The sequence below is a fragment of the Micromonospora sonchi genome (assembly GCF_014646235.1).
Classification (GTDB): Bacteria; Actinomycetota; Actinomycetes; order Mycobacteriales; family Micromonosporaceae; genus Micromonospora; species Micromonospora sonchi.
The window spans coordinates 89,804-109,064 of sequence record NZ_BMNB01000007.1 but is presented as its reverse complement, the minus strand read 5'-3'; the positions used below and the strand labels follow the sequence as shown (position 1 = coordinate 109,064).

General features: G+C 72.2%; 16 protein-coding genes. 6 read left to right on the top strand and 10 right to left on the bottom strand.

Annotation, left to right across the window (positions count from 1 at the left end; genetic code table 11):
- Positions 1–40 precede the first annotated feature (40 nt).
- Both IEY61_RS09655 and IEY61_RS09650 read right to left on the bottom strand, forming a co-directional pair.
- Positions 41–1,351: an outer membrane protein assembly factor BamB family protein gene (locus tag IEY61_RS09655; protein WP_189042705.1), complete on the bottom strand. Its 1,311-nt coding sequence runs from the start codon at positions 1,349–1,351 to the stop codon at positions 41–43.
- A 230-nt stretch (positions 1,352–1,581) separates the two neighbouring features.
- Positions 1,582–2,877, bottom strand: a complete 1,296-nt coding sequence (locus IEY61_RS09650; RefSeq protein ID WP_189042703.1) for an outer membrane protein assembly factor BamB family protein — start codon at positions 2,875–2,877, stop codon at positions 1,582–1,584.
- A 38-nt stretch (positions 2,878–2,915) separates the two neighbouring features.
- Between IEY61_RS09650 and IEY61_RS09645 the strand changes: the two genes are divergently transcribed.
- Both IEY61_RS09645 and IEY61_RS09640 read left to right on the top strand, forming a co-directional pair.
- Entirely contained in the window at positions 2,916–4,844 is a 1,929-nt protein-coding gene (locus IEY61_RS09645; protein WP_308424560.1) for a DUF6311 domain-containing protein, read from the top strand.
- Positions 4,845–4,985: 141 nt separating this feature from the next.
- Positions 4,986–5,588, top strand: coding sequence for a hypothetical protein (locus IEY61_RS09640; RefSeq protein WP_189042699.1), 603 nt, complete (start codon positions 4,986–4,988; stop codon positions 5,586–5,588).
- Positions 5,589–5,722: 134 nt separating this feature from the next.
- Here IEY61_RS09640 and IEY61_RS09635 read toward each other — a convergent pair whose 3' ends face one another.
- Positions 5,723–7,717 (bottom strand): DUF6311 domain-containing protein, encoded by a 1,995-nt coding sequence (locus IEY61_RS09635; RefSeq protein ID WP_373293124.1) that lies wholly within the window; start codon positions 7,715–7,717, stop codon positions 5,723–5,725.
- Positions 7,718–7,899: 182 nt separating this feature from the next.
- On the opposite strand from IEY61_RS09635, the gene IEY61_RS09630 reads away from it, so the two are divergent.
- On the top strand, positions 7,900–9,099 hold the full coding sequence (locus IEY61_RS09630; RefSeq protein WP_189042697.1) for a hypothetical protein: 1,200 nt from the start codon (positions 7,900–7,902) through the stop codon (positions 9,097–9,099).
- A 172-nt stretch (positions 9,100–9,271) separates the two neighbouring features.
- On the opposite strand, the gene dxs is transcribed toward IEY61_RS09630, so the two are convergent.
- The 3 genes from dxs to IEY61_RS09615 form a co-directional block, all read right to left on the bottom strand.
- Entirely contained in the window at positions 9,272–11,215 is a 1,944-nt protein-coding gene (gene dxs, locus IEY61_RS09625) for a 1-deoxy-D-xylulose-5-phosphate synthase (protein ID WP_189042695.1), read from the bottom strand.
- Positions 11,216–11,305: 90 nt separating this feature from the next.
- Complete coding sequence (locus tag IEY61_RS09620) at positions 11,306–12,535, bottom strand: class I SAM-dependent RNA methyltransferase (RefSeq protein ID WP_189042933.1); 1,230 nt, start codon at positions 12,533–12,535, stop codon at positions 11,306–11,308.
- A gap of 17 nt (positions 12,536–12,552) precedes the next feature.
- Positions 12,553–14,625, bottom strand: coding sequence for an APC family permease (locus tag IEY61_RS09615; protein ID WP_189042693.1), 2,073 nt, complete (start codon positions 14,623–14,625; stop codon positions 12,553–12,555).
- A 184-nt stretch (positions 14,626–14,809) separates the two neighbouring features.
- Here IEY61_RS09615 and IEY61_RS09610 point away from each other — a divergent pair, with 184 nt between their 5' ends.
- Both IEY61_RS09610 and IEY61_RS09605 read left to right on the top strand, forming a co-directional pair.
- Positions 14,810–15,475: a potassium channel family protein gene (locus tag IEY61_RS09610; protein WP_189042691.1), complete on the top strand. Its 666-nt coding sequence runs from the start codon at positions 14,810–14,812 to the stop codon at positions 15,473–15,475.
- Positions 15,472–16,167: a potassium channel family protein gene (locus tag IEY61_RS09605; protein ID WP_189042932.1), complete on the top strand. Its 696-nt coding sequence runs from the start codon at positions 15,472–15,474 to the stop codon at positions 16,165–16,167. Before IEY61_RS09610 ends, IEY61_RS09605 begins: the two co-directional genes overlap by 4 nt.
- A gap of 12 nt (positions 16,168–16,179) precedes the next feature.
- Here IEY61_RS09605 and IEY61_RS09600 read toward each other — a convergent pair whose 3' ends face one another.
- The 4 genes from IEY61_RS09600 to dut all read right to left on the bottom strand — a co-directional run bounded on the left by IEY61_RS09600 (position 16,180) and on the right by dut (position 18,614).
- A complete protein-coding gene (locus IEY61_RS09600) occupies positions 16,180–16,875 on the bottom strand; it encodes a DUF3159 domain-containing protein (RefSeq protein WP_189042689.1) in 696 nt (231 codons plus the stop codon).
- A 31-nt stretch (positions 16,876–16,906) separates the two neighbouring features.
- Positions 16,907–17,287, bottom strand: a complete 381-nt coding sequence (locus IEY61_RS09595; RefSeq protein WP_189042687.1) for an OB-fold nucleic acid binding domain-containing protein — start codon at positions 17,285–17,287, stop codon at positions 16,907–16,909.
- Between the two features lie 128 nt (positions 17,288–17,415).
- Complete coding sequence (locus tag IEY61_RS09590; RefSeq protein WP_189042685.1) at positions 17,416–18,087, bottom strand: DUF3710 domain-containing protein; 672 nt, start codon at positions 18,085–18,087, stop codon at positions 17,416–17,418.
- Positions 18,084–18,614 (bottom strand): dUTP diphosphatase, encoded by a 531-nt coding sequence (gene dut / locus IEY61_RS09585; protein ID WP_189042683.1) that lies wholly within the window; start codon positions 18,612–18,614, stop codon positions 18,084–18,086. The genes IEY61_RS09590 and dut overlap by 4 nt, the downstream gene beginning before the upstream one ends.
- A 78-nt stretch (positions 18,615–18,692) precedes the next feature.
- Here dut and IEY61_RS09580 point away from each other — a divergent pair, with 78 nt between their 5' ends.
- Entirely contained in the window at positions 18,693–19,193 is a 501-nt protein-coding gene (locus IEY61_RS09580; protein WP_373293128.1) for a DUF3093 domain-containing protein, read from the top strand.
- Positions 19,194–19,261 lie beyond the last annotated feature (68 nt).

The following is a 19,261-nucleotide window of genomic DNA, read 5'->3' as shown; positions in this document are numbered from 1 at the left end:
CAAGCCGCCTACCGGCCCGGGGCCGGGCGGTGACCTGTGGTCAGTCGGGCAGCCGCCAGACCCCGATGTCACCATCCTGGCGGCGGCAGGCAATCAGTCCGTACCGGTGCTGGCAGTCGCCGGTGGCGCCGAACAGCACGTCGACGATCCGAGGTCGCGCCTCGGCCGGATCGAGCCGGGCCACCACCAGCCCGACGTCGGGCCGCTGCTGCACCCCGAGCAGTTGTTGGTCGTAGCCGTAGTGGACGACCAGGTGCCAGGTGCCGTAGTCGGTCGACACCTGCCCGGTCCCCGGGTCGATCGCGACGATCTTCCCGGCATCGCCGGCACCGCTGTCGACCGCCAGGACCCGGGTATCGCTGGCCAGCATGACGTCGACGTCCTCGGGGCTGCCCCACCGCACGGCTCCGGTCTCCGGATCGAGCAACTGCCCACCACCCCGGTTGACCCGGGCGCAGAGCAGTGCGCCGCACCGGTTGACGTAGTCGGCCAGCGGCACGACGGACTGCCACCGTCGGGTGAGTCCGTCCAGGTCGTACGCGGTGACGGTCCGCGAGTTGCGGACCACCAGCAGCAGGTCACCGACCACCGACGTCTGCTGATAGCCGGCCAGGTCGTCGGCTGCGGGCAGACGGTGCCGGGCCTTCCCGCTCTCCGGGTCCAGCACCTCGATGTCGCCGGCCACTGTTGACACAATGATCGCGTCGATCAGGCCGGCGCGCTCGTGGTGGTCCACCCAGACCCCCGGCAGCGATCTCGACCACAGCTCGCGACCGCTGGCCAGCTCGACCGCCCGCAGCACGAGCGGCTCCTCCACCGGCCACGTGCGCAGCAGTACGCGGCCCGACGCGTCGAGCGTGGCGATACCGGGCACCCGCCAGCGTTCCTGCCCGGTGCGAGGGTCGAGCAGCACGGTCTCGGTGGGGGTCGAAGCGGTCGCGGTGAACCGCCGGAGGGTGGAGACCAGCACGGCGTCGGCGGAGACCGGCTGCACCGCAACGACCTGCCTGGCCGTCGGCACCGGCACCCGCCACAGCGGGGTGAGCCGTTGCGGCCTGACGGTGGCCTGTTCCGGCCACCGGTAGGCGGTCAGTTCCTGGCTGCCGTCGGTCACCCCGGGCAGCGGTGTGACGGCGAAGATCTGGCCCTGCGCGATGAACACGTCGGAACCGAGGCCGGCCGGCACGGTCGCGTGCACCCGGGCGGGCGGCGGCGCGGCACCGGCCAGGGTCAGCAGCGTGGCCAAGGCCACCAGCGCGGCCGGCAGCCACCGGTTGCCGGCCGGGCGTCGGCGGCGCGGCGGTGGCGGACCGGTCGGCTCGGTCAGCTCACCGAGGTCGATCAACGTCACGCTCTTCCCTCCCACCGCGCATCCGGCACGCGCCCGCGTCCCACCGACCACACCACCGACAACCTAACGCCGGTGGCCAAGGTGCCGTACCGCCGACGGGCCGGTGTCGCCGGTTGCCCGCCAACGCCGCCGGGCGGCTGGGTCGGGCTGCGGCACCAATGCCTGGGCACGGCCGTCCGGCGTGCCACTGCCGGTCGTGCCCGGCGCAGCGTCCACCCGGTGAGCTGCGGTCAGTCACGCAGCTGCCACACCCCGAAGTCGCCGTCCTGGCGGCGGCAGGCGATCAGGTCCTCCCGGTATGTGCAGTTGCCAGTGGCACCGGGCAGCATGTCGATGCGCCGCGGCTGCGCATGCGCCGGGTCGAGCCGAGCCAGCACCACGCCGACGTTGGGGATGGGCCGCGTCCCGAGCACGTACGAGGCGTGATCGACCTCGTGGACCAGGTCCCAGGTGCCGTCATCGGCCGCGATCCGCCCCGTCCCCGCATCGACGGTCGCCACCTGCAGCCCGCGGCTGATCCGGTAATCGGCCACCAGGGCACGTCGGTCGCCGGCGCGCAGGATGTCGAGGTCGTCGAGGAAGCTCCACCGGATGGCTCCGGTCGCCGGGTCCAGCATGTGTGCGTCACCGTCGATGTCGCGCGCACAGAGCAAAGCGCCGCACGGGGCGATCCATTCGACCGGCGAGCCAGCCGTCTGCCAGCGTCGGACCAGTCCATCGATGTCGTAGGCGACCACGCCCGTCACGTTGCGGGCCAGAATCAGGTCACCGATCACCCACGCGTGCTGGTAACCGCGCGACACGTCGCCGATGGCCAGGATGGTGTCCCGCAGCGCGCCGGTCTCCGGGTCCAGCACCTCGACGGCACCGGCCGCCCCGGAGAGCACGATGGCGTCGACAACCCCTTCTCGCTTGTGATAGCTGGCCCAGCTCGCCTTCGACGGCACCGACCACAGTTCGCGACCACTGGCCAACTCGACCACGGCAAGCGTTATCAGCCCCCGCCCGTCGGACCGTTCCAGGATCACCCGGCCCGACGCGTCGAGCATCGCGGCTCCGGGTTTCCGCCAGCGGAGCTGCCCGGTCCGGCTGTCCAGCAGCAGGGTCTCGACCTCGCTTTCCGCCCCGACAAGGGAGAGCACCAGCCCGGAGCCGTCCACGCGGTCGGCCGTGTCGACCCGGTAGTCGGGCGCCACGGGCATCCGCCACAGTGGGGTGAGCCGCTGCGGCGACCCGGTGGCACGTTCCGGCCTCCGGTAGGCGAGCAGTTCCTGGCTACCGTCGGTGACCTCGCGTACCGGCACGACGGTGAGGATCTGGTCTCCGGTGAGGTGCACCTGGGCGGCCAGCGAGGACGGCAGGATCGCGTGCATCCGGGGGGCTGGCGGCGCGGCACCGGCCAGGATCAGCAACGCGACCAGCGCCACCAGCGCGGCCCACAGCCAGCGGCTGCCGGACGGGCCCCGCCGTCGCGGCCGCTCCGGGTCGGTCGGCCCGGTCCGCTCACCGAGGTCGATCAACGTCACAGTCGTCCTCCCCCGCCGCGCACCCGGTACGCGCCCTCATGGCCGTCGGGTGCCCCGGCACCCCGCCTGTACGATGGCCCGTCGTGGCTGTGCCGGTGGTAGACCCCTCGCTGAACCCCGTCTCCGAGACCGTCGAGGCGCAACCGCCGACACGACGCCCCCGACGTTGGCCGGCGCGCAGCGACGTACTGGCCATCGGAGCGTACGTGCTGCTCGGTGTCCTCGTCTGCCTCAACTACTGGGTGGACGTGAACAACCGCGTGTCGTCGCATCTGCCCACCGACCACAGTTGGTTCGAGTGGCTGTTCTCGCACGGTGCGTACTCGGTGCTGCACCTGGAGAATCCGCTGTTCAGCATGCGGCAGAACGCCCCCGACGGGGTGAACATGATGGCCAACACCTCGCTGCTCGGGGTGACCCTGCCGCTGGCCCCGCTCACCTGGCTGCTCGGCCCCCAGGTGGTGTACGCGCTCTACCTGGGCGGCGCAATGGCGGCCACCGCCGGCACCTCGTACTGGATGCTCTCCCGGCACCTGGTCCGCTCCCGGGCCGCCGCCTTCGTCGGTGGCGCGTTCCTCGGCTTCGCCCCCGGCATCGTGCACCACGCCAACGGCCAGCCGAACTTCGTCTCGAACTTCCTCCTCCCGCTGATCGTGGTGCGGGTGTTCCGGCTGACCGAACCGGGCCGGTGGCGCCGCAACGGGCTGGTGCTGGGCCTGCTGGTGGCGTACCAGATCTTCATCAACGAGGAGATGCTGCTGCTCACGGCGCTGGCCTGCCTGGTCGTCGTGATCGCGTACGCGATCATGCGACCGCGCGCGGCGTGGCAGCGCGCCGGCACGTTCGGCGCGGGACTCGGCGTCGGTGGCGGACTCGCCCTGCTGCTCGCCGCCTACCCGATCTGGTACCAGTTCAACGGCCCGCAGTCCTACCGTGGCCTGCAGGGCGGGGTGTTCCACAGCTGGGGCGAGGACCTCGCCGCCTTCGTCGCCTTTCCCCGCGACACCATCGCCGGCGACGAGGCGGTGGAGGCGACCATCGGGCTGACCGAGCAGAACACCTGGTTCGGCTGGCCGCTGATGCTGCTCTCCGTGGTGGCCCTGGCGCTGCTGGTCCGCCGCTCGCTGATCGCCCGGATCCTCGCCGTGCTGACGGTGGTCTTCTCGGTCGCCTCGCTCGGCCCGGAGATCCGGTTCAACGGGGAGCTGACCGGGACCGCCGGCCCGTGGTCGTACATCCCGGCGGATCTGCCGCTGGTCGAGATGATGATGCCGACCCGGCTGACCCTGGTGACCACCGCCGCGCTCGGCGTCCTGCTCGCACTGGCCTGGGACGCGGTGGCCGGCAACCGCCGCTCGCCGATCCCGGCACCGCGCGCCGGGGAGCCAGCGGCGGACGCGGCGCCACGCGCCGGAAAGCCGGTGGCCACCGTCGGGCACCGTCCCCGCTGGCAGCGCGGGATCGGGTACGCCGCGATCACGCTCGCCGTGCTGCCGCTGCTCCCCACCCCGCTGCCGGCCGAGCCGGTCGACCCGCCGCCGGCCTTCATCACCACCGGCGCCTGGCGGGCCTACGTGCCGGACGGCCGCGCGCTGGTGCCGGTGCCCATCCCCAGCAACGTGCACGGCCTGTCCACACTGCGCTGGAGCGCGCTCACCCAGCACGAGTTCCCGATCCCGGCCGGCTACTTCATCGGCCCCAACCAGGACGGCGCAGGCGTCTTCGGCGCACCGAACCGGCCCACCAGCACCCTCATCTACCGCACGATGGACGCCGGCGAGCTGCCCGACCTGACCGACGAGGACCGCCGGCAGGCAGTGGAGGACCTGCGCTTCTGGCGGGCCTCGGTGGTGGTGCTCGGCGCCCACCCGAAGGAAGCGGTGCTGCGCGACCTGATGACCGCCCTGCTCGGCGAGCCGCAGCGCGTCGACGACGTCTGGCTCTGGAACGTCCGCGACCGGGCGTAAGGGTGTAAGGAAGGGCCCCTTCTTAACGCCTCCGGTAGAGAAAGGGCCCCCTATTAACATCCAGCGGGCGCCGGCCGCGAGAGCGGGCGCCGCCCGTGGCGAGGATTGTGGTGAGCGTCGCGGATGGACGGCGGTGTGGACATGAACGACGGCGGACCGTTGGAGTCGTTGGACAGGTGGGTGCGGCGGGGGCCCGGCCGGTTCCTGCTGCTGGTGATCGCGCTGACGGTCGCGGGGACGGCCGTGATCCTGGCCGCCGGGCTCGTCGCGTCCGGCATCGACTCCCACGATCCGCGGTTCATCAGCGGTGACCCGCCGGACTGGGCGAGCGCCCTCGGTATCCTCCTCTTCGGCACTGGGCTGGCCACGACGACCGGTGGCTTCCTGTGGCTGGGGCACAGCGGCCACTACCGGCGCAACGCCCGCTCCCGGCTGTGGGCGAAGGGTTGGTCCCGCCGGCGGGCACTGGTCCGGCAGGTACGCGGCACCGCGCTGCGCCGGGACGAGGATCGGCCGTTGTTGCCCCTGGTCGCGGAGCATCTGATCGACCAACCGGCGTTCGCGCTGCCGCTGGGCGGCATGGCCATGCTGCAGGTCGCGCAGGCGTTCCTCCGGTGGGCCCCCGGCTTCGTCATCCTCGCCGTGGTCTTCGTCGGTGTGCTCGGGGTCGTGACCGTCACGGCCCTGCGGAACGCGCGCTCAGCGAGAGCGTTCCTCGCCGAACACGCGGCCGGCGAGGCCTGACACCGGTAACCGCGGACGAACAGCTGACGACGCAACCACAGACGAAGAGCTGAGGGCGCAGCCGCGGACGAAGAGCTGACGGCCCGGCTCGTCGGTGGCGTACGGCTCAGCAGCCACGCGCCACCGGCCGCCGCTCAGCTCCTCGGGTCGGTCAGCGGCCGTACGTCCCACACCCAGACGTCCAGTTCGAGCCGGGCCGGACCGACCAGTTGCTCGACGGTCTGCCGCAGCGGCTCGGAGTGCGGCTGCCGGACCGGCAGCACCAGAACGGCCGCCTTCCAGTGCCGCAGCTCGTCGAGGGAGCGGCGCCGCTGGCGGTCGTCCAGTTCCGGCGTCCGCCCGGTCGACGCGACCTCCTCGAGGAGTTTCCCGATGCCGCTCGGTCGGCCACCGAAGCGGCCCGGGTCACCGGTGTTGCCGTTGCGCGGGGCGAGGAAGTAGCCGCCGGGCATCTTGAAGTCGAGGTTGGTGGCGGCGGCCCAGCGCATGCCGTGGGTGTTGCCCATGCTCGGCACCGGAACCGGCACCAGCGTCTGTTCCGGCCCGACGTAGGCACGCCAACGATCCGAGGTGATGAACTCGGGTACCGGCGGCCGGGAGGTCATCGGCAACGGCATGGGTGCGATCGGCAGCAGGGCCAGCACCAGGCCGGCGGCGGTCAGCGTACGCACGACGCGCCGGTCCAGGTCCAACGTGCGGCTGCGTTCGATGGCCAGCGCCAGCAGGATCGCCACCACCACGCTGGTAATCATGCCGAACCGGGTCGGCACCACCGCGTCGAGCAGCGGCAACCGGACCAGCCATTCCCAGGGGCCGATCATCAGCTCCCGATCCCACCAGGTGATGCGCTCGCCGAGGGAGAGGACGGTGTAGAAGGCGGCGGTCGCCGCGAGCGCCCGGACCAGCATCTCCCGGCGGAGCCAGAGCACGATCCCGACCGCGATCAGCGCCAGGCTCCAGCCGAAGAAGGCGTTCTCCTCGGAGTAGTTCGGGGCGAGGTCGACGTTCGCCCGCTGGTTGCCGCCGATGGTCGGGGAGCCCGGGGCGAGGTAGGCGGCGATGTCGTTGCCGTAGTCCCGCACGGCGTCGCTGAGGCCGTGGTAGGCCATCGGCCCGGCGAACTGGATGTACAGCGGGTACGCCAGCAGCGCGCCGGCGACCACCGCGCAGGTCGCCAGCGCCTTGGCCAGCGGACGCCAGGCCGCCGACCAGAGCCCGGGACGCTGCGCCACCATCGCGATCAGGAAGATCCCGCAGCCCATCGCGGTGAAGAGGAGGATCTCCTCGTTGATGAACGCCTGCGCGGTGACCAGCAGGGCGAGCAGCGCGCCATCCCGGTACGGCCGGGTGGACCGGGTGATCACCATCACCCGCCAGACGATGAACGGCAGCAGGAACTGGCTGATGATGTTCGGGTGCCAACTGGCGTGCGACAGCATCGCCGGCGAGAACCCGCAGAGCCATCCCCCCACCACGGCGGCGAGCCGGTTGCTCACCACGTGCCGGGACAGCACGTGGTACCAGGCCCACGCGGTGCCGGCGAGGCCGAGCGTCACCAGCACCACGAAGGTGACGGCGGGTCCGAACAGGAGGGTCACCGGCACCATCGGGATGCCCAGCGCCAGGATGGCCGTGTTGGCCATCAGGTTGACCCCGTCCGGGTAGTTGAACTGTTCGGTGAAGAACGGGAACTCGCCGTGCAGCACCACCCGTACCGAGTGGGCGAGGAAGAACTGCACCTGGGCCGGGTCGCTGGTGTAGAGCGAGGCCACCCGGCCGGCCGGGTCCACCCAGATCTGGCTGGTCACCCAGACCGCGACGAGCAGGAACCCGCCGAAGACCGCCAGGTCCACCCGGCGGCGCGTCCACCGGAAGCGGCGCCATCGGGCCGCCAGTCTGCCGGCCGCCGCACTCCGACCCGGGTGGACGGTGGGAGCGGTCGCGGAGCCGCCGGCCGCCGGAGCGCCGATAACCGGAGCGCCCGTGACGGCAGCGCCGGCGGCAGAAGCGGAGTGCAGCGTACGCTCGGAGTGCCGCACACTCTCACTGACGGTGACCGGTTCGGTCGGCGAGCCCACGACGACGTCGGATTCTGGCGATGCTGCGGCGCGGGTCTCAGCAGGCGTCACAGTCGGCGGAGTCTACCCGAGTAGGGATATTGCTCCCAAGTCGACCCGGCATCGGCTGCGGCCGTCGTGCGGTCGGCGTGCGGTGGGCGCCACGCAGCGTGAGGCGACGCGGAGGACCGCCGGGACGTCTCGTACTATTGCCCTCCGATACACGACGACCGAGTCGATCGGGGGCGTAACAGGTGGCTTCATTCCGCTGGCGCGGCGTGACGGCCATCAGCCTGTCAGCCCTGCTGGCCGCCGTTACCGCGTGCGGGCCCGTGGCCGAGCGCCGGCCACAGGACCTGCGGATCGGGTACGACAGCATGGACGGTTCGTTGACCGTCTGGCCCCCACGGGGTTCACTGATCGAGGACGCGACGGTGACGGCCGCCGTCACCAGAGCGGTACGCGACTGGCGCTCGCCTGTGGACGACCGGGTCCACGTGCCCTCGTCCGGCATTCTCTTCTCCGGCGAGGTCGGCGGCGTCCCACTGGCCCTCGTCGCCGCCCAGGTGCCCGGCCAGGCCGCCTCCTGGCTGCTCCAGCTCACCGCCGACGGCGACCGGTACGCGGTCACCCACGCCACCGAGTACACCGATCCGGGCTACCTCGTCTACTCCGACGTGCTGCCGGTGCAGATCGCCGACGGGCGGCGCTACCTCACCTCGGAGCGGGTCCGCCGGCTCCTCGGCCCGGACGGCAGCGCGCTGTCCGGCACCGACGGCCTCACCGATCCGGTCGACGTGCCGGCGTGCCGGGCGGTGACGGTGACGGCCGCGCTGCGGTCCACCGAGTCGCTGCCCCGGGGCCGGGCCGCCGACCGACTGCTCGACCTCGGCACCGGCACCGCGGACCCCCGGTACCCGCTGGTTCGCGACGAGAGCGGCTCCGGCAGGCGGGCCCTGTCGGGTCTGGACACCTGCCAGCTGGCCCGTGCGGACGGCCCGTTCGGCAGCGTCACGCGACGCGTCGCGGATCGGAACGCCCCGCAGTTGGTGCCGGCGTCCTGGCCGAAGTCGAAACTGGCCATCCGCACTCTCGGCGAGGTGGCGCTCGACGGTGGCGAGCCGGCCGAGTTGGAGCAGCTGACCTGGGAGACCGCCGAGGGCGCGATGAGCGCCGTCGTCTACCGATCAGCTGGCGACGGCCCGGTGGTGTTCTCCCCCGCCGACCGGACGAACGCGTTGCAGGTCTACGAACTTCCGGTGCCGGACCAGCCACTGGTCGTGTTGAGCTGGCGCTCCACCAAGGACACCACGCTGTCGGCGCCGCCGAACACGACCCGCCTGGTCGACCGCCCCGGCCTGGTCGTGGTCCCCCGACCCGACCGCAGCGAGACCTTCAGCCTCGCCGCCGAGGACAAAACCCACTACCGCTCCGCCGGCTCCCCCCGCCGCTGACCCGTTACTCCCCCGCTGCGCCGCTCCCCCTCCCTCCCCACCTCCCCGCTGCCCCACCTCCCCGCTGCGCCGATCTTGCACTTTTCGTCGCCGCAAAAGGGGCATCTGCCGCGTAACGGCGACCGAAAGTGCAAGATCGGCGCGGGAAAGCAGGTGGGGGGTGGGTGGGGGGTTAGTTGGGGGAGGGGGTGCTCAGGGGAAGGGGGTCGACGGGGTGGGTGTCGAGGCGGGAGATCCAGCCGGTGACGTCGCGGGCGACGTCCTGGGCGGTCAGACCGAGGTCGGCCAGGATCTGGGCGCGGGAGCCGTGCGGGTGCCAGTCGGCCGGTACGCCCAGGTCGCGTAGGGGCACCCGGACACCGACGTCCCGCATGGCCTGGGCCAACGCGTCGCCGACGCCGCCGGCCCGGACGCCGTCCTCGACGGTGACCACGAGCCGGTGCTCGGCGGCCATCTCGACCAGCTCGGCCGGGATCGGGCGGACCCAGCGCGGGTCGACCACGGTGACCCCGTAGCCCTGTTCGGCGACCCGGGCGGCGACGTCCATGCCCAGTTGGCCGAAGGCGCCGACGGCGACCAGCAGCACGTCGGTACGGGTCGACTCGGCCAGCACGTCCACCGGACCGACCCGGCGCACGGCGGGCAGGTCGGCGGCGACCGCTCCGGTCGGGAAGCGGACCACGGTGGGGCCGTCGTCGACGGCGACCGCCTCACGCAGCTCCTCGCGCAGCGTGGCGGCGTCGCGGGGCGCGGCGATCCGCAGACCGGGCACCACCCCGAAGACCGACATGTCCCAGATGCCGTAGTGGCTCGGCCCGTCGGGGCCGGTGATGCCGGCGCGGTCCAGCACGAAGGTGACCGGCAGCTTGTGCATCGCCACGTCCAGCAGGACCTGGTCGAAGGCCCGGTTGAGGAAGGTCGCGTAGACCGCCACCACCGGGTGCAGCCCACCGAGCGCCAGCCCGGCCGCCGAGGTGGCGGCGTGCTGCTCGGCGATGCCCACGTCGTAGGTGCGCTCCGGGTATTTGCGGGCCATCTTCGCGATGCCGGTCGGCTCGGCCATCGCGGCGGTGATGCCCACCACGTCGGGCCGCTCGTCGGCGATCGCGACCAACTCGTCGGCGAAGACGTGGGTCCACTTCACCGCCGGCGCGGCGACCAACTGGCCCGTCTTCACGTCGAACGCACCCGGGCCGTGGAAGCAGTCCGCCTCGTCCTCCTCGGCCGGGCGGTAGCCGTATCCCTTGCGGGTGACCGCGTGCACGATCACCGGACCGCCGAAGTGCTTCGCCGCCCGCAGCGCCGCCTCGACCGCGGCGACGTCGTGCCCGTCGACCGGGCCGACGTACTTGATGCCGAGGTCCTCGAACATGGCCTGCGGCGCGACCGCGTCCTTGATGCCCTTCTTGACCGCGTGCAGCACCTCGTACATCGGCTTGCCGACCAGCGGGGTCGAGCCGAGCGCGTCCTTGACGGTGTCGAGGACCTTCTCGTAGCCCGGGTTCAGCCGCAGGGTCGAGAGGTGGTCGGCGAGTCCGCCGATGGTCGGCGAGTACGACCGACCGTTGTCGTTGACGACGATGACGAGCGGGTTGCCGGCGGTGGCGATGTTGTTCAGCGCCTCCCAGCACATCCCGCCGGTCAGCGCCCCGTCGCCGACCACGGCCACCACGCTGCGCGACTCCCCGCGCAGCGCGTACGCCTTGGCCAGCCCGTCGGCGTACGACAGGGCGGTGGAGGCGTGCGAGTTCTCGATGATGTCGTGTTCGCTCTCGGCCTGGCTGGGGTAGCCGGAGAGCCCGCCGCGCTGGCGCAGCTGGTCGAAGCCGGCCTGCCGACCGGTGATGATCTTGTGGACGTACGACTGGTGGCCGGTGTCGAAGAGCAGCCGGTCACGAGGGGAGTCGAACACCCGGTGCAGGGCCAGGGTGAGCTCCACCACGCCCAGGTTGGGGCCGATGTGCCCGCCGGTGCGCGACACCTTGGCGATCAGGAAGTCACGGATCTCGGCGGCGAGGATGTTCAGGTCGGTGCCCGACATCCGCTTGACGTCCTGGGGACCGTGCACCGCGGCCAGCAGCCGGCCCTGGTTGGCCGTATCCTCATCAACACTCATGACCGCAGAGTCTATCGGCCCTCGCCCGCACCGCAGCCGGTGCAAGGAAGGGCCCCTTCTTAACGCCTGCGGTAGAGGAAGGGCCCCCTTTTAACACTCACCACCCGGCAACAGCAGCCCGACCAGTTCCACGTGCCGGGTCATCGGAAACAGGTCGTACCCGCGCAGCGCCGCCAGCCGCCAGCCGAGATCACCGAAGACCCGCAGGTCGCGGGCGAACGCGGCGGGGTCGCAGGCCACGTACGCCACGGCCCGGGGCGCGGCCGCGACCACGTCGCGCACCACCCGCGCGCCGGCCCCCGATCGCGGAGGGTCGAGCACCACCACGTCCACCGGGCCGGTGATCCGGCGGCGGGCCAGGGCCTTCTCCACCCGGGACGCCACCACCTCGACCTGGGGCAGATCGCCCAGATTGTCCCGGGCCGCCGCGATCCCGTCGCCGGCCGCCTCGACGAGGGTCACCCGCCCGCCGGGACCGACCCGGTCGGCCAGCGCCGCCGCGAACAGCCCGGCCCCGCCGTAGAGGTCCCACACCGTCTCCCCCACTCGCGGCCCGGTCAGCTCCAGCACCGCGTCGACCAGGGTGTCCGCGGCGGCCGGGTGCACCTGCCAGAACGACGAGACGGGCAGCCGCCACTGCCGGCCCGCGGCCCGCTCCCGGACCCGCTGCGGGCCCTGCACCAGGTCGGTACGCCCCGCCGCGACGGCGAGCACCGCCACGTCGCCCCCGGTGGAGGCGACGGTCTCCACCGCTTCGGCGTCCGGCCAGTTGGCCCCGGTCGAGGTGAGCACCGGCAGTTCCTGGATGGCCGGGTGAGCGATCAGGCAACGGTCGATCGGCACCACCTCGTGCGAGCGGTGCTTGAGCAAGCCGGCCCGGCCCGCCGCATCCACCGCGTACCGGACCCGGGAACGCCAGCCGAGTTGGCCGCCCGGCAACGCCTCGACCCGTACGTCCAGCGCGTCGCACGCGGTCTCGTCGAGGCCGCCGAGGCGGATGAGCTGCTCCCGCACGGCGGCCGCCTTCCAACGCAGCTGGGCCTCCGGGGCGACGTGCTGCAGGTCGCAACCGCCGCAGCGGCCCGGCCGGGCGTACGGGCAGGGCGGGGTGACCCGCTCGGGCGCGGCCTCCAGCACGGCCACCGCGTCGGCCCGGACGAAGCCCCGGTGCACCTCGGTGACCTCGGCCAGCACCCGCTCGCCGGGCAGCGCGTGCCGGACGAAGACCACCTGGCCGTTCACCCGGGCCACGCAGTGCCCGCCGGGGGCGACCGCCGCCACGGTCAACTCGACCCGTTCGGCCTCCTCCAGGCCCACCATCCCGCCGCGCTCGGCGCTCACCGCGGCTCACCGCCTTCCTGTTGTTGTTGATCGACGACGCTGCTCGCCGGCGGGGCGCTCGGCGGCAGCGTGCTGCGCGGCGAGACCCGGGGTCCCCGGGCCGGTCCGCGGCCCAGGGTGGCGTCCATCCGGTCGAGGTCCTTGCCGGCGGTGGAGGCCAGCTGCCAGGGCACGCTGGTCACCATCACGCCCGGCTCGAACAGCAGTCGCCCCTTCAGCCGCAACGCGCTCTGGTTGTGCAGCAGGTGCTCCCACCAGCGCCCGACGACGTACTCCGGGATGAAGACCGTGACCACGTCGCGCGGCGAGTCGCGGCGGACGCCGGCCACGTAGTTCAGGATCGGACGGGTGATCTCCCGGTACGGCGAGTCGATCACGGTCAGCGGAATCGGCACGTCCCGCCGTTCCCAGTCGGTCTGCAACTGCCGGGTGTCGGTGTCGTCCACGTTGACCGTGACCGCGGTGAGCGTGTCCGGCCGGGTGGCCCGGGCGTACGCCACGGCTCGCAGGGTCGGCTGGTGCAGCTTGCTGACCAGCACGATGGCGTGGTTGCGGGCGGGCAGCACCGGCCGGCCGTCGTCCGGGGCCAGCTCGACGGCGACCCGGTCGTAGTGCCGGCGGATGGCCAGCATCAGCAGGTAGATCACGCCCATCGCGACGATGGCGATCCAGGCGCCGAGCAGGAACTTGGTGACCAGCACGATGATCAACACCGCGCCGGTCATCGCCATGCCGAAGGCGTTGATGGCCCGGGACCGCAGCATCCGCCGGCGTCCCTGCGGGTCCCGCTCGGTGCGCAGCAGCCGGTTCCAGTGCCGGATCATGCCGCCCTGGGAGAGGGTGAACGAGACGAAGACACCCACGATGTAGAGCTGGATGAGCCTGGTCACCTCGGCCTGGAAGCCGACGATCAGCACGATCGCGAAAGCGGCCAGGAAGAGGATGCCGTTGGAGAAGGCCAGCCGGTCGCCCCGGGTGTGCAGCTGCCGGGGCAGGTAGCGGTCCTGGGCGAGGATCGAGCCGAGCACCGGGAAACCGGTGAAGGCCGTGTTGGCGGCCACGAAGAGGATCGTGGCGGTCACCCCGACGACCAGGAACAGCAGCACCGAGCCGGAGCCGAAGATCGTCTCGCCGAGCTGGGCGGTGACGGTCTTCTGCACGTACCCCTGAGGGCCGGAGAGGATCTGCATCCGCGGGTTCTCGACGAACTGCAACCCGGTGAGCCGGGCCAGCCAGACGATGCCGACCAGCATGGTCACCGCGACCAGGCCGAGCATCAGCAGCGTGGTGGCGGCGTTACGGCTCTTCGGCGCCTTGAACGCCGGCACGCCGTTGGAGATCGCCTCCACGCCGGTGAGGGCGGCGCAGCCGGAGGAGAAGCTGCGCAACAGCAGGAACGCCATGGCCCAACCGGTGGTGTCGTGCCACTCGGCCGCGATCACCAGGTCGGCGCTGGGGGCGCGCAGATCCTCGCCGAGCACGACGATCCGGACCAGCCCGGTGAGGATCATGCCGATGACGACGATCATGAAGCCGTACGTGGGGATGGCGAACGCGATGCCGGAGTCCTTCAGGCCGCGCAGGTTGACCGTGGTCAGCAGGGCCACGGCGACGACCGCGATGAGCACCTTGTGGTCGGCCACGAAGGGGATCACCGAGCCGAGGTTCGCCACCCCGGAGGAGACCGACACGGCGACCGTCAGCACATAGTCGACCAGCAGCGCGCTGGCCACCCCGACACCGAAGCGGGGGCCCAGGTTGACCGTGGCCACCTCGTAGTCGCCACCGCCGGAGGGGTAGGCGTGCACGTTCTGCCGGTAGCTGGCCACCACGGTCAGCATCACCACGACGACCGCGAGGGCGATCCACGGCGAGAAGACGAAGGCCGAGGCGCCCGCGAGGGAGAGCATCAGCAGGATCTCGTCCGGTGCGTACGCCACGCTGGACAGCGCGTCCGAGGCGAAGACCGGCAGGGCGATGCGCTTCGACAGGAGGGTGTGCTTGAGCCGGTCGGACCGGAACGGTCGACCGACGAGCAGCCGCTTCAGCAGGGAAGTGGATCGGGCCACAACCGGCAAGCGTACGGCCAGCGCCGGCCGCCGGGAGGGGTGGTCGTCCGCCGGCGGACGGACCCACCCGGTAGCGTCGGCGCAACCTATGCGAAGTCCTCAACCTCGTCCACGAAGTCCCCGTCCGCGCTCCGGACGTGGCAGGCTCGCAGACGACGAGGCGACGGGCAGCCTGGGAGGCAGCGTGCATGTCGTGATCATGGGGTGTGGCCGGGTCGGCTCCACCCTGGCGCACAACCTGGAGGCCCGGGGGCACTCGGTGGCGGTCATCGACCAGGAGACCGACGCCTTCCGCCGGCTGGGCCCGGACTTCGCCGGGATCACGGTGACCGGTGCCGGTTTCGACCGTGACGTGCTCCGACAGGCCGGCATCGAGCGGGCGGACGCCTTCGCCGCCGTTTCCAGCGGTGACAACTCCAACATCATCTCCGCCCGGCTGGCCCGCGAGACGTTCGGCGTGTCCCGGGTGGCCGCCCGCATCTACGACCAGCGCCGGGCGCAGGTCTATGAGCGGCTGGGCATCCCCACCGTGGCCACCGTCCGGTGGTCCGCCGACCGGATGCTGCGGCACCTGCTGCCCGAGGGCAACGTCGAGATCTTCCGCGACCCGACCAGCACCGTCTCCATCATCGAGGTACCGGTGCACAAGGACTGGATCGGCCAACCGGTGCGGGCCCTGGAGCAGGCGGCCGGAGCCCGGGTGGCGTACCTGATCCGCTTCGGCATCGGCACGCTGCCCACCGCCTCCGCCGTGGTGCAGGAGGGCGACCAGGTCTTCATGCTGGTCACCGACGACATGACGGACGCGGTGACCGCGGTGGTGGCGGCGGCGCCGGAAGGGGGGCACTGATCGTGCGGGTCGCCATCGCCGGCGCAGGCAACGTGGGTCGGTCCATCGCCCAGGAGTTGATCGTGAACGGCCATCAGGTGCTGCTGATCGAGCGGCAGCCGCGGATGCTGCGACCCGACCGGGTGCCGGAGGCCCGCTGGATTCTGGCCGACGCCTGCGAGCTGACCAGCCTCGAGGAGGCCGAACTCGCCGACTGCGACGTGGTGGTCGCGGCCACCGGCGACGACAAGGTGAACCTTGTGGTGTCGCTGCTGGCCAAGACCGAGTTCGCGGTGCCCAGGGTGGTCGCCCGGGTCAACCGGGCCGAGAACGAATGGCTGTTCACCGAGCAGTGGGGCGTCGACGTGGCGGTCAGCAAGCCACGGGTGATGGCTGCGCTGGTCGAGGAGGCGGTGACGGTTGGCGACCTGGTCCGCCTGATGACGTTCCGGCAGAGCGAGGCGAACCTCGTGGGGATCACGTTGCCGCCGAGCGCGCCGTACGTCGGCCAGCCACTGCACTCGGTGCCGCTGCCCCGGGACACCGCGCTGGTGGCGATCCTGCGCGGCAAGCGGGTGCTGGTCCCCACCCCGGACGACCCGATCGAGACCGGCGACGAGCTGATCTTCGTCTGCACGACCGAGATGGAGGAGGCCGTACGGGCGGTGGTGCTCGGCCCGGACAGCGTGGAACGTACCCGCGAGTCGCGGTGACGGCCCGGCCGGTCAGCCGCCGGGCAGCGGCGTCGGCTGCGCGCCCGGATGCGACTGCCGGGTGACCCGGCGCACGGTCCACACCGTGATCAACAGCAGCAGGACGTACGGCGGGTAGCCCAGCACCAGCCGTGCCACGCCGAGCGCCGTGTCCTGCTCGGCGATGTACAGCCCGGCCTGCACACCGACCTTGGCCAGCCAGACCACCCCCCACAGCACGGTCAACCCGGTGAAGGTCCGGACCAGCTTCGGGTCGTCGCGCCACTCGGCACTGCCCTTGGCCACCAGCACCGACCAGAGCCAGCCGACCAGCGGCTGCCGGATCGCCGCCGAGATCAGCAACACCACCCCGTAGCCGATGCCGTAGATGATGCCGGGAAGGTAGAAGTCGCGTGCCTCGCCGGTACGCCAGGCGATGGCGGCGCCGATGGCGATGCCGAACAGCCCGTTGACGGCGTGCCGCACCGGCCGGCGCTGAGCCAGCCGCAGCGCGCCGATCAGCACCGCCACGGTCACCGACGCGATCACCGCGGGCCGCAGTTCGCCGACGATGTTGGCGATCACGAAGACCACCACCGGGACGCTCGACTCGAACAGCCCTCGCCAACCGCCGAGCTGGTCGGCCATCTGTTCGGCGACGGTGGGCAGCCGATCCTCCTCCGCCGACCCCGTCTCCGGCTGGGTGGCCGGGGGCTGTTCTGTGGTCATCGCCGGCCTTCCATCCGCCTCGCCCGCAGCTTCACTTCGACGGCTCCAAGTCGTAGTACGGGTTGTAGATCACTTTGCGGTCGTCCCGCACCGCGACCCGACCCCGGGCGGTCAGGTGCCGCCCCGGTTCGATGCCAATGATGTGCCGCCGCCCCAGCCAGACCAGCGTCAGCACATCGCTGCCGTCGTAGAGGTCCGCCTCCAGCGCCGGCTGATTGAGCCGCGGCGTGTAGACGACGGTACGCAGCCGGCCGGTGACCGAGACCATCTGCCCGCGCCCGCACTGCCGCACCGGCACCGCTCCGCACCGGGCACTCTCCCGCTGCAGCTGCTGGGCCTCGATCTCGGCCTCGCTCGCGGTGATCCGGCGTAACATCCGGCGCAGCGAACCCCGCCCCTCGTCGGCGGTCATGACCTCCGCGTCACCCTCTCCACACCGGCCGGCTGGCGCCGGGGCCCGGCGGTGCCGGGACGGCTTCCCGCCAGCGTACGCCGACCGGGGCCGTCCCGGTGGTCCGGCAGTCGGCGGGATCACCGCGATCAGCGGCCACCAGGGGTCGACGGGGCGTTCGCGTCCGCCTGGTCGCCCAGCTGATCCGCCTCACGCGGCAGCCGCAGCGGCAGCGGCTCACGCACCGGCTTGGCCTCCATCCCCCGGTCGACGACCAGCCCGTCCAGACACCGGGCCAGCGGGCCGGCCGCAGCCGGGGTGGTGGCCGCCTCACCCTGGTACACCGCGCGGACCATCCAGCGAGGCCCGTCGACGCCGACGAACCGCAGGTCGGTCGGGCCGTCCTCGCCCCGCACCCGGGCGTGCAGCTCGGTGCCGTACTCGCCGGCGACCTCCTCGGCGGCGGCACCGTCGTTGAACAGCGACTGGCGGATCTCCTCGCGCACCTCGTCCCAGATTCCCTCGCTACGCGGGGCGGCGAAGACACCGACCTGCAGGGCGCTTCGTCCGTGCACCAGGACGACCTGCTGGATCACACCCTGCGGGTCGGCCTGCACCCGCACCTCGACGTCGGGCACCGCGGGGATCTGCAGGCTGCCCAGGTCGAGTCGCTGCACGCCCTCGGGTGCCTCGGTGACGTCGTACGGCCCGCGCGCCGGCGCCGCCGGCGACGCCTCGGCGCCCTCCGCGGTCTCGGGCATCTCGGCGGCCCGCTCGTCGCGGGCGTGTCGTCCCGCGGCCCGCTTTCGGGAGAAGATCACTGCGTCCACCCTCCGCTGTTCGCACCCACGGTGCCATCTCGTCCGTCCGTGCCACCCGTCCCCGGCGGCGGCACCAGGCCGTCGTGCCCACCGGTGGAGCCGTGGCCGCCGGTCCCGCGTCCGGACGCGGGCAACTCGTCCACCGGCCGGAACGCGGCCCGCGCCACTCGCTGCACAACGAGTTGCGCGATCCGGTCGCCCCGGGAGATCTTCACCGGCGTGGCCCGATCATGATTGATCAGGTTGACCAGGATCTCACCCCGATAGCCGGCGTCGACCGTACCGGGCGCGTTGAGCACCGTCACGCCGAGTCTGGCCGCGAGCCCCGATCGGGGGTGGACCAGGCCCACGTACCCCTCGGGCAGCGCGATCGCCACGCCGGTCGGCACCAGCGCCCGGCCACCGGGCGGCAGCTCGACGTCGGCCGCCGCCACCAGGTCGGCGCCGGCGTCACCGGGATGGGCGTACGCCGGCAGCGGCAGCTCGGGGTCGAGCCGCCGGACCGGCACGGACACCAGGTCGGTCACGGGTTTCCCTCTTTCGTCCGTTCCGCTGGGGGTGACCCTGCCATCCTGCCCGGTACCCGGGTCAGCCCGCGCCGTACCCTGGCACGAGTGAGCCAGTCACCGTCTGCTTCCCCCACCACAGCATCCGGGGCCTACGCCGAGCGGCTCCGCCTGCCCTGGTGGTTGTGGCTCGCAGGGCTGGCCACCGCCGCCCTGGTCGCCGCCGAGGTGTGGATGGGCGGAATCGGCGTACGCGCCTGGTTGCCGTTCGCGGTGCTGCTGCCGGCCGCGATCGGCGCGCTGGTGTGGCTGGGCCGGATCCGGGTCGCGGTCAGCGACGGCGAGTTGCGGGTCGACGACGCCCGGCTGCCGGTCCGGTTCGTCGCCGACGCCATCCCGTTGGACGCCGACGGACGGCGTGAGGTGCTCGGCGTCGGGGCGGATCCGCTGGCCTTCGTGGTCCAGCGGCCGTGGATCTCCGGCGCGGTCCAGGTGGTTCTCGACGATCCGGCCGATCCCACCCCGTTCTGGGTCGTCAGCTCGCGGCGCCCGGTCGAACTGGCGGAGGCGATCCTGGCCGCCCGGCAGGCCACGAACTGATCCCGGCGTAGGGGCAGCGCAGCCCTTTCGCCGAGGCGGCTCTCGCCGCCATCCCGTCTCCTGCTCCG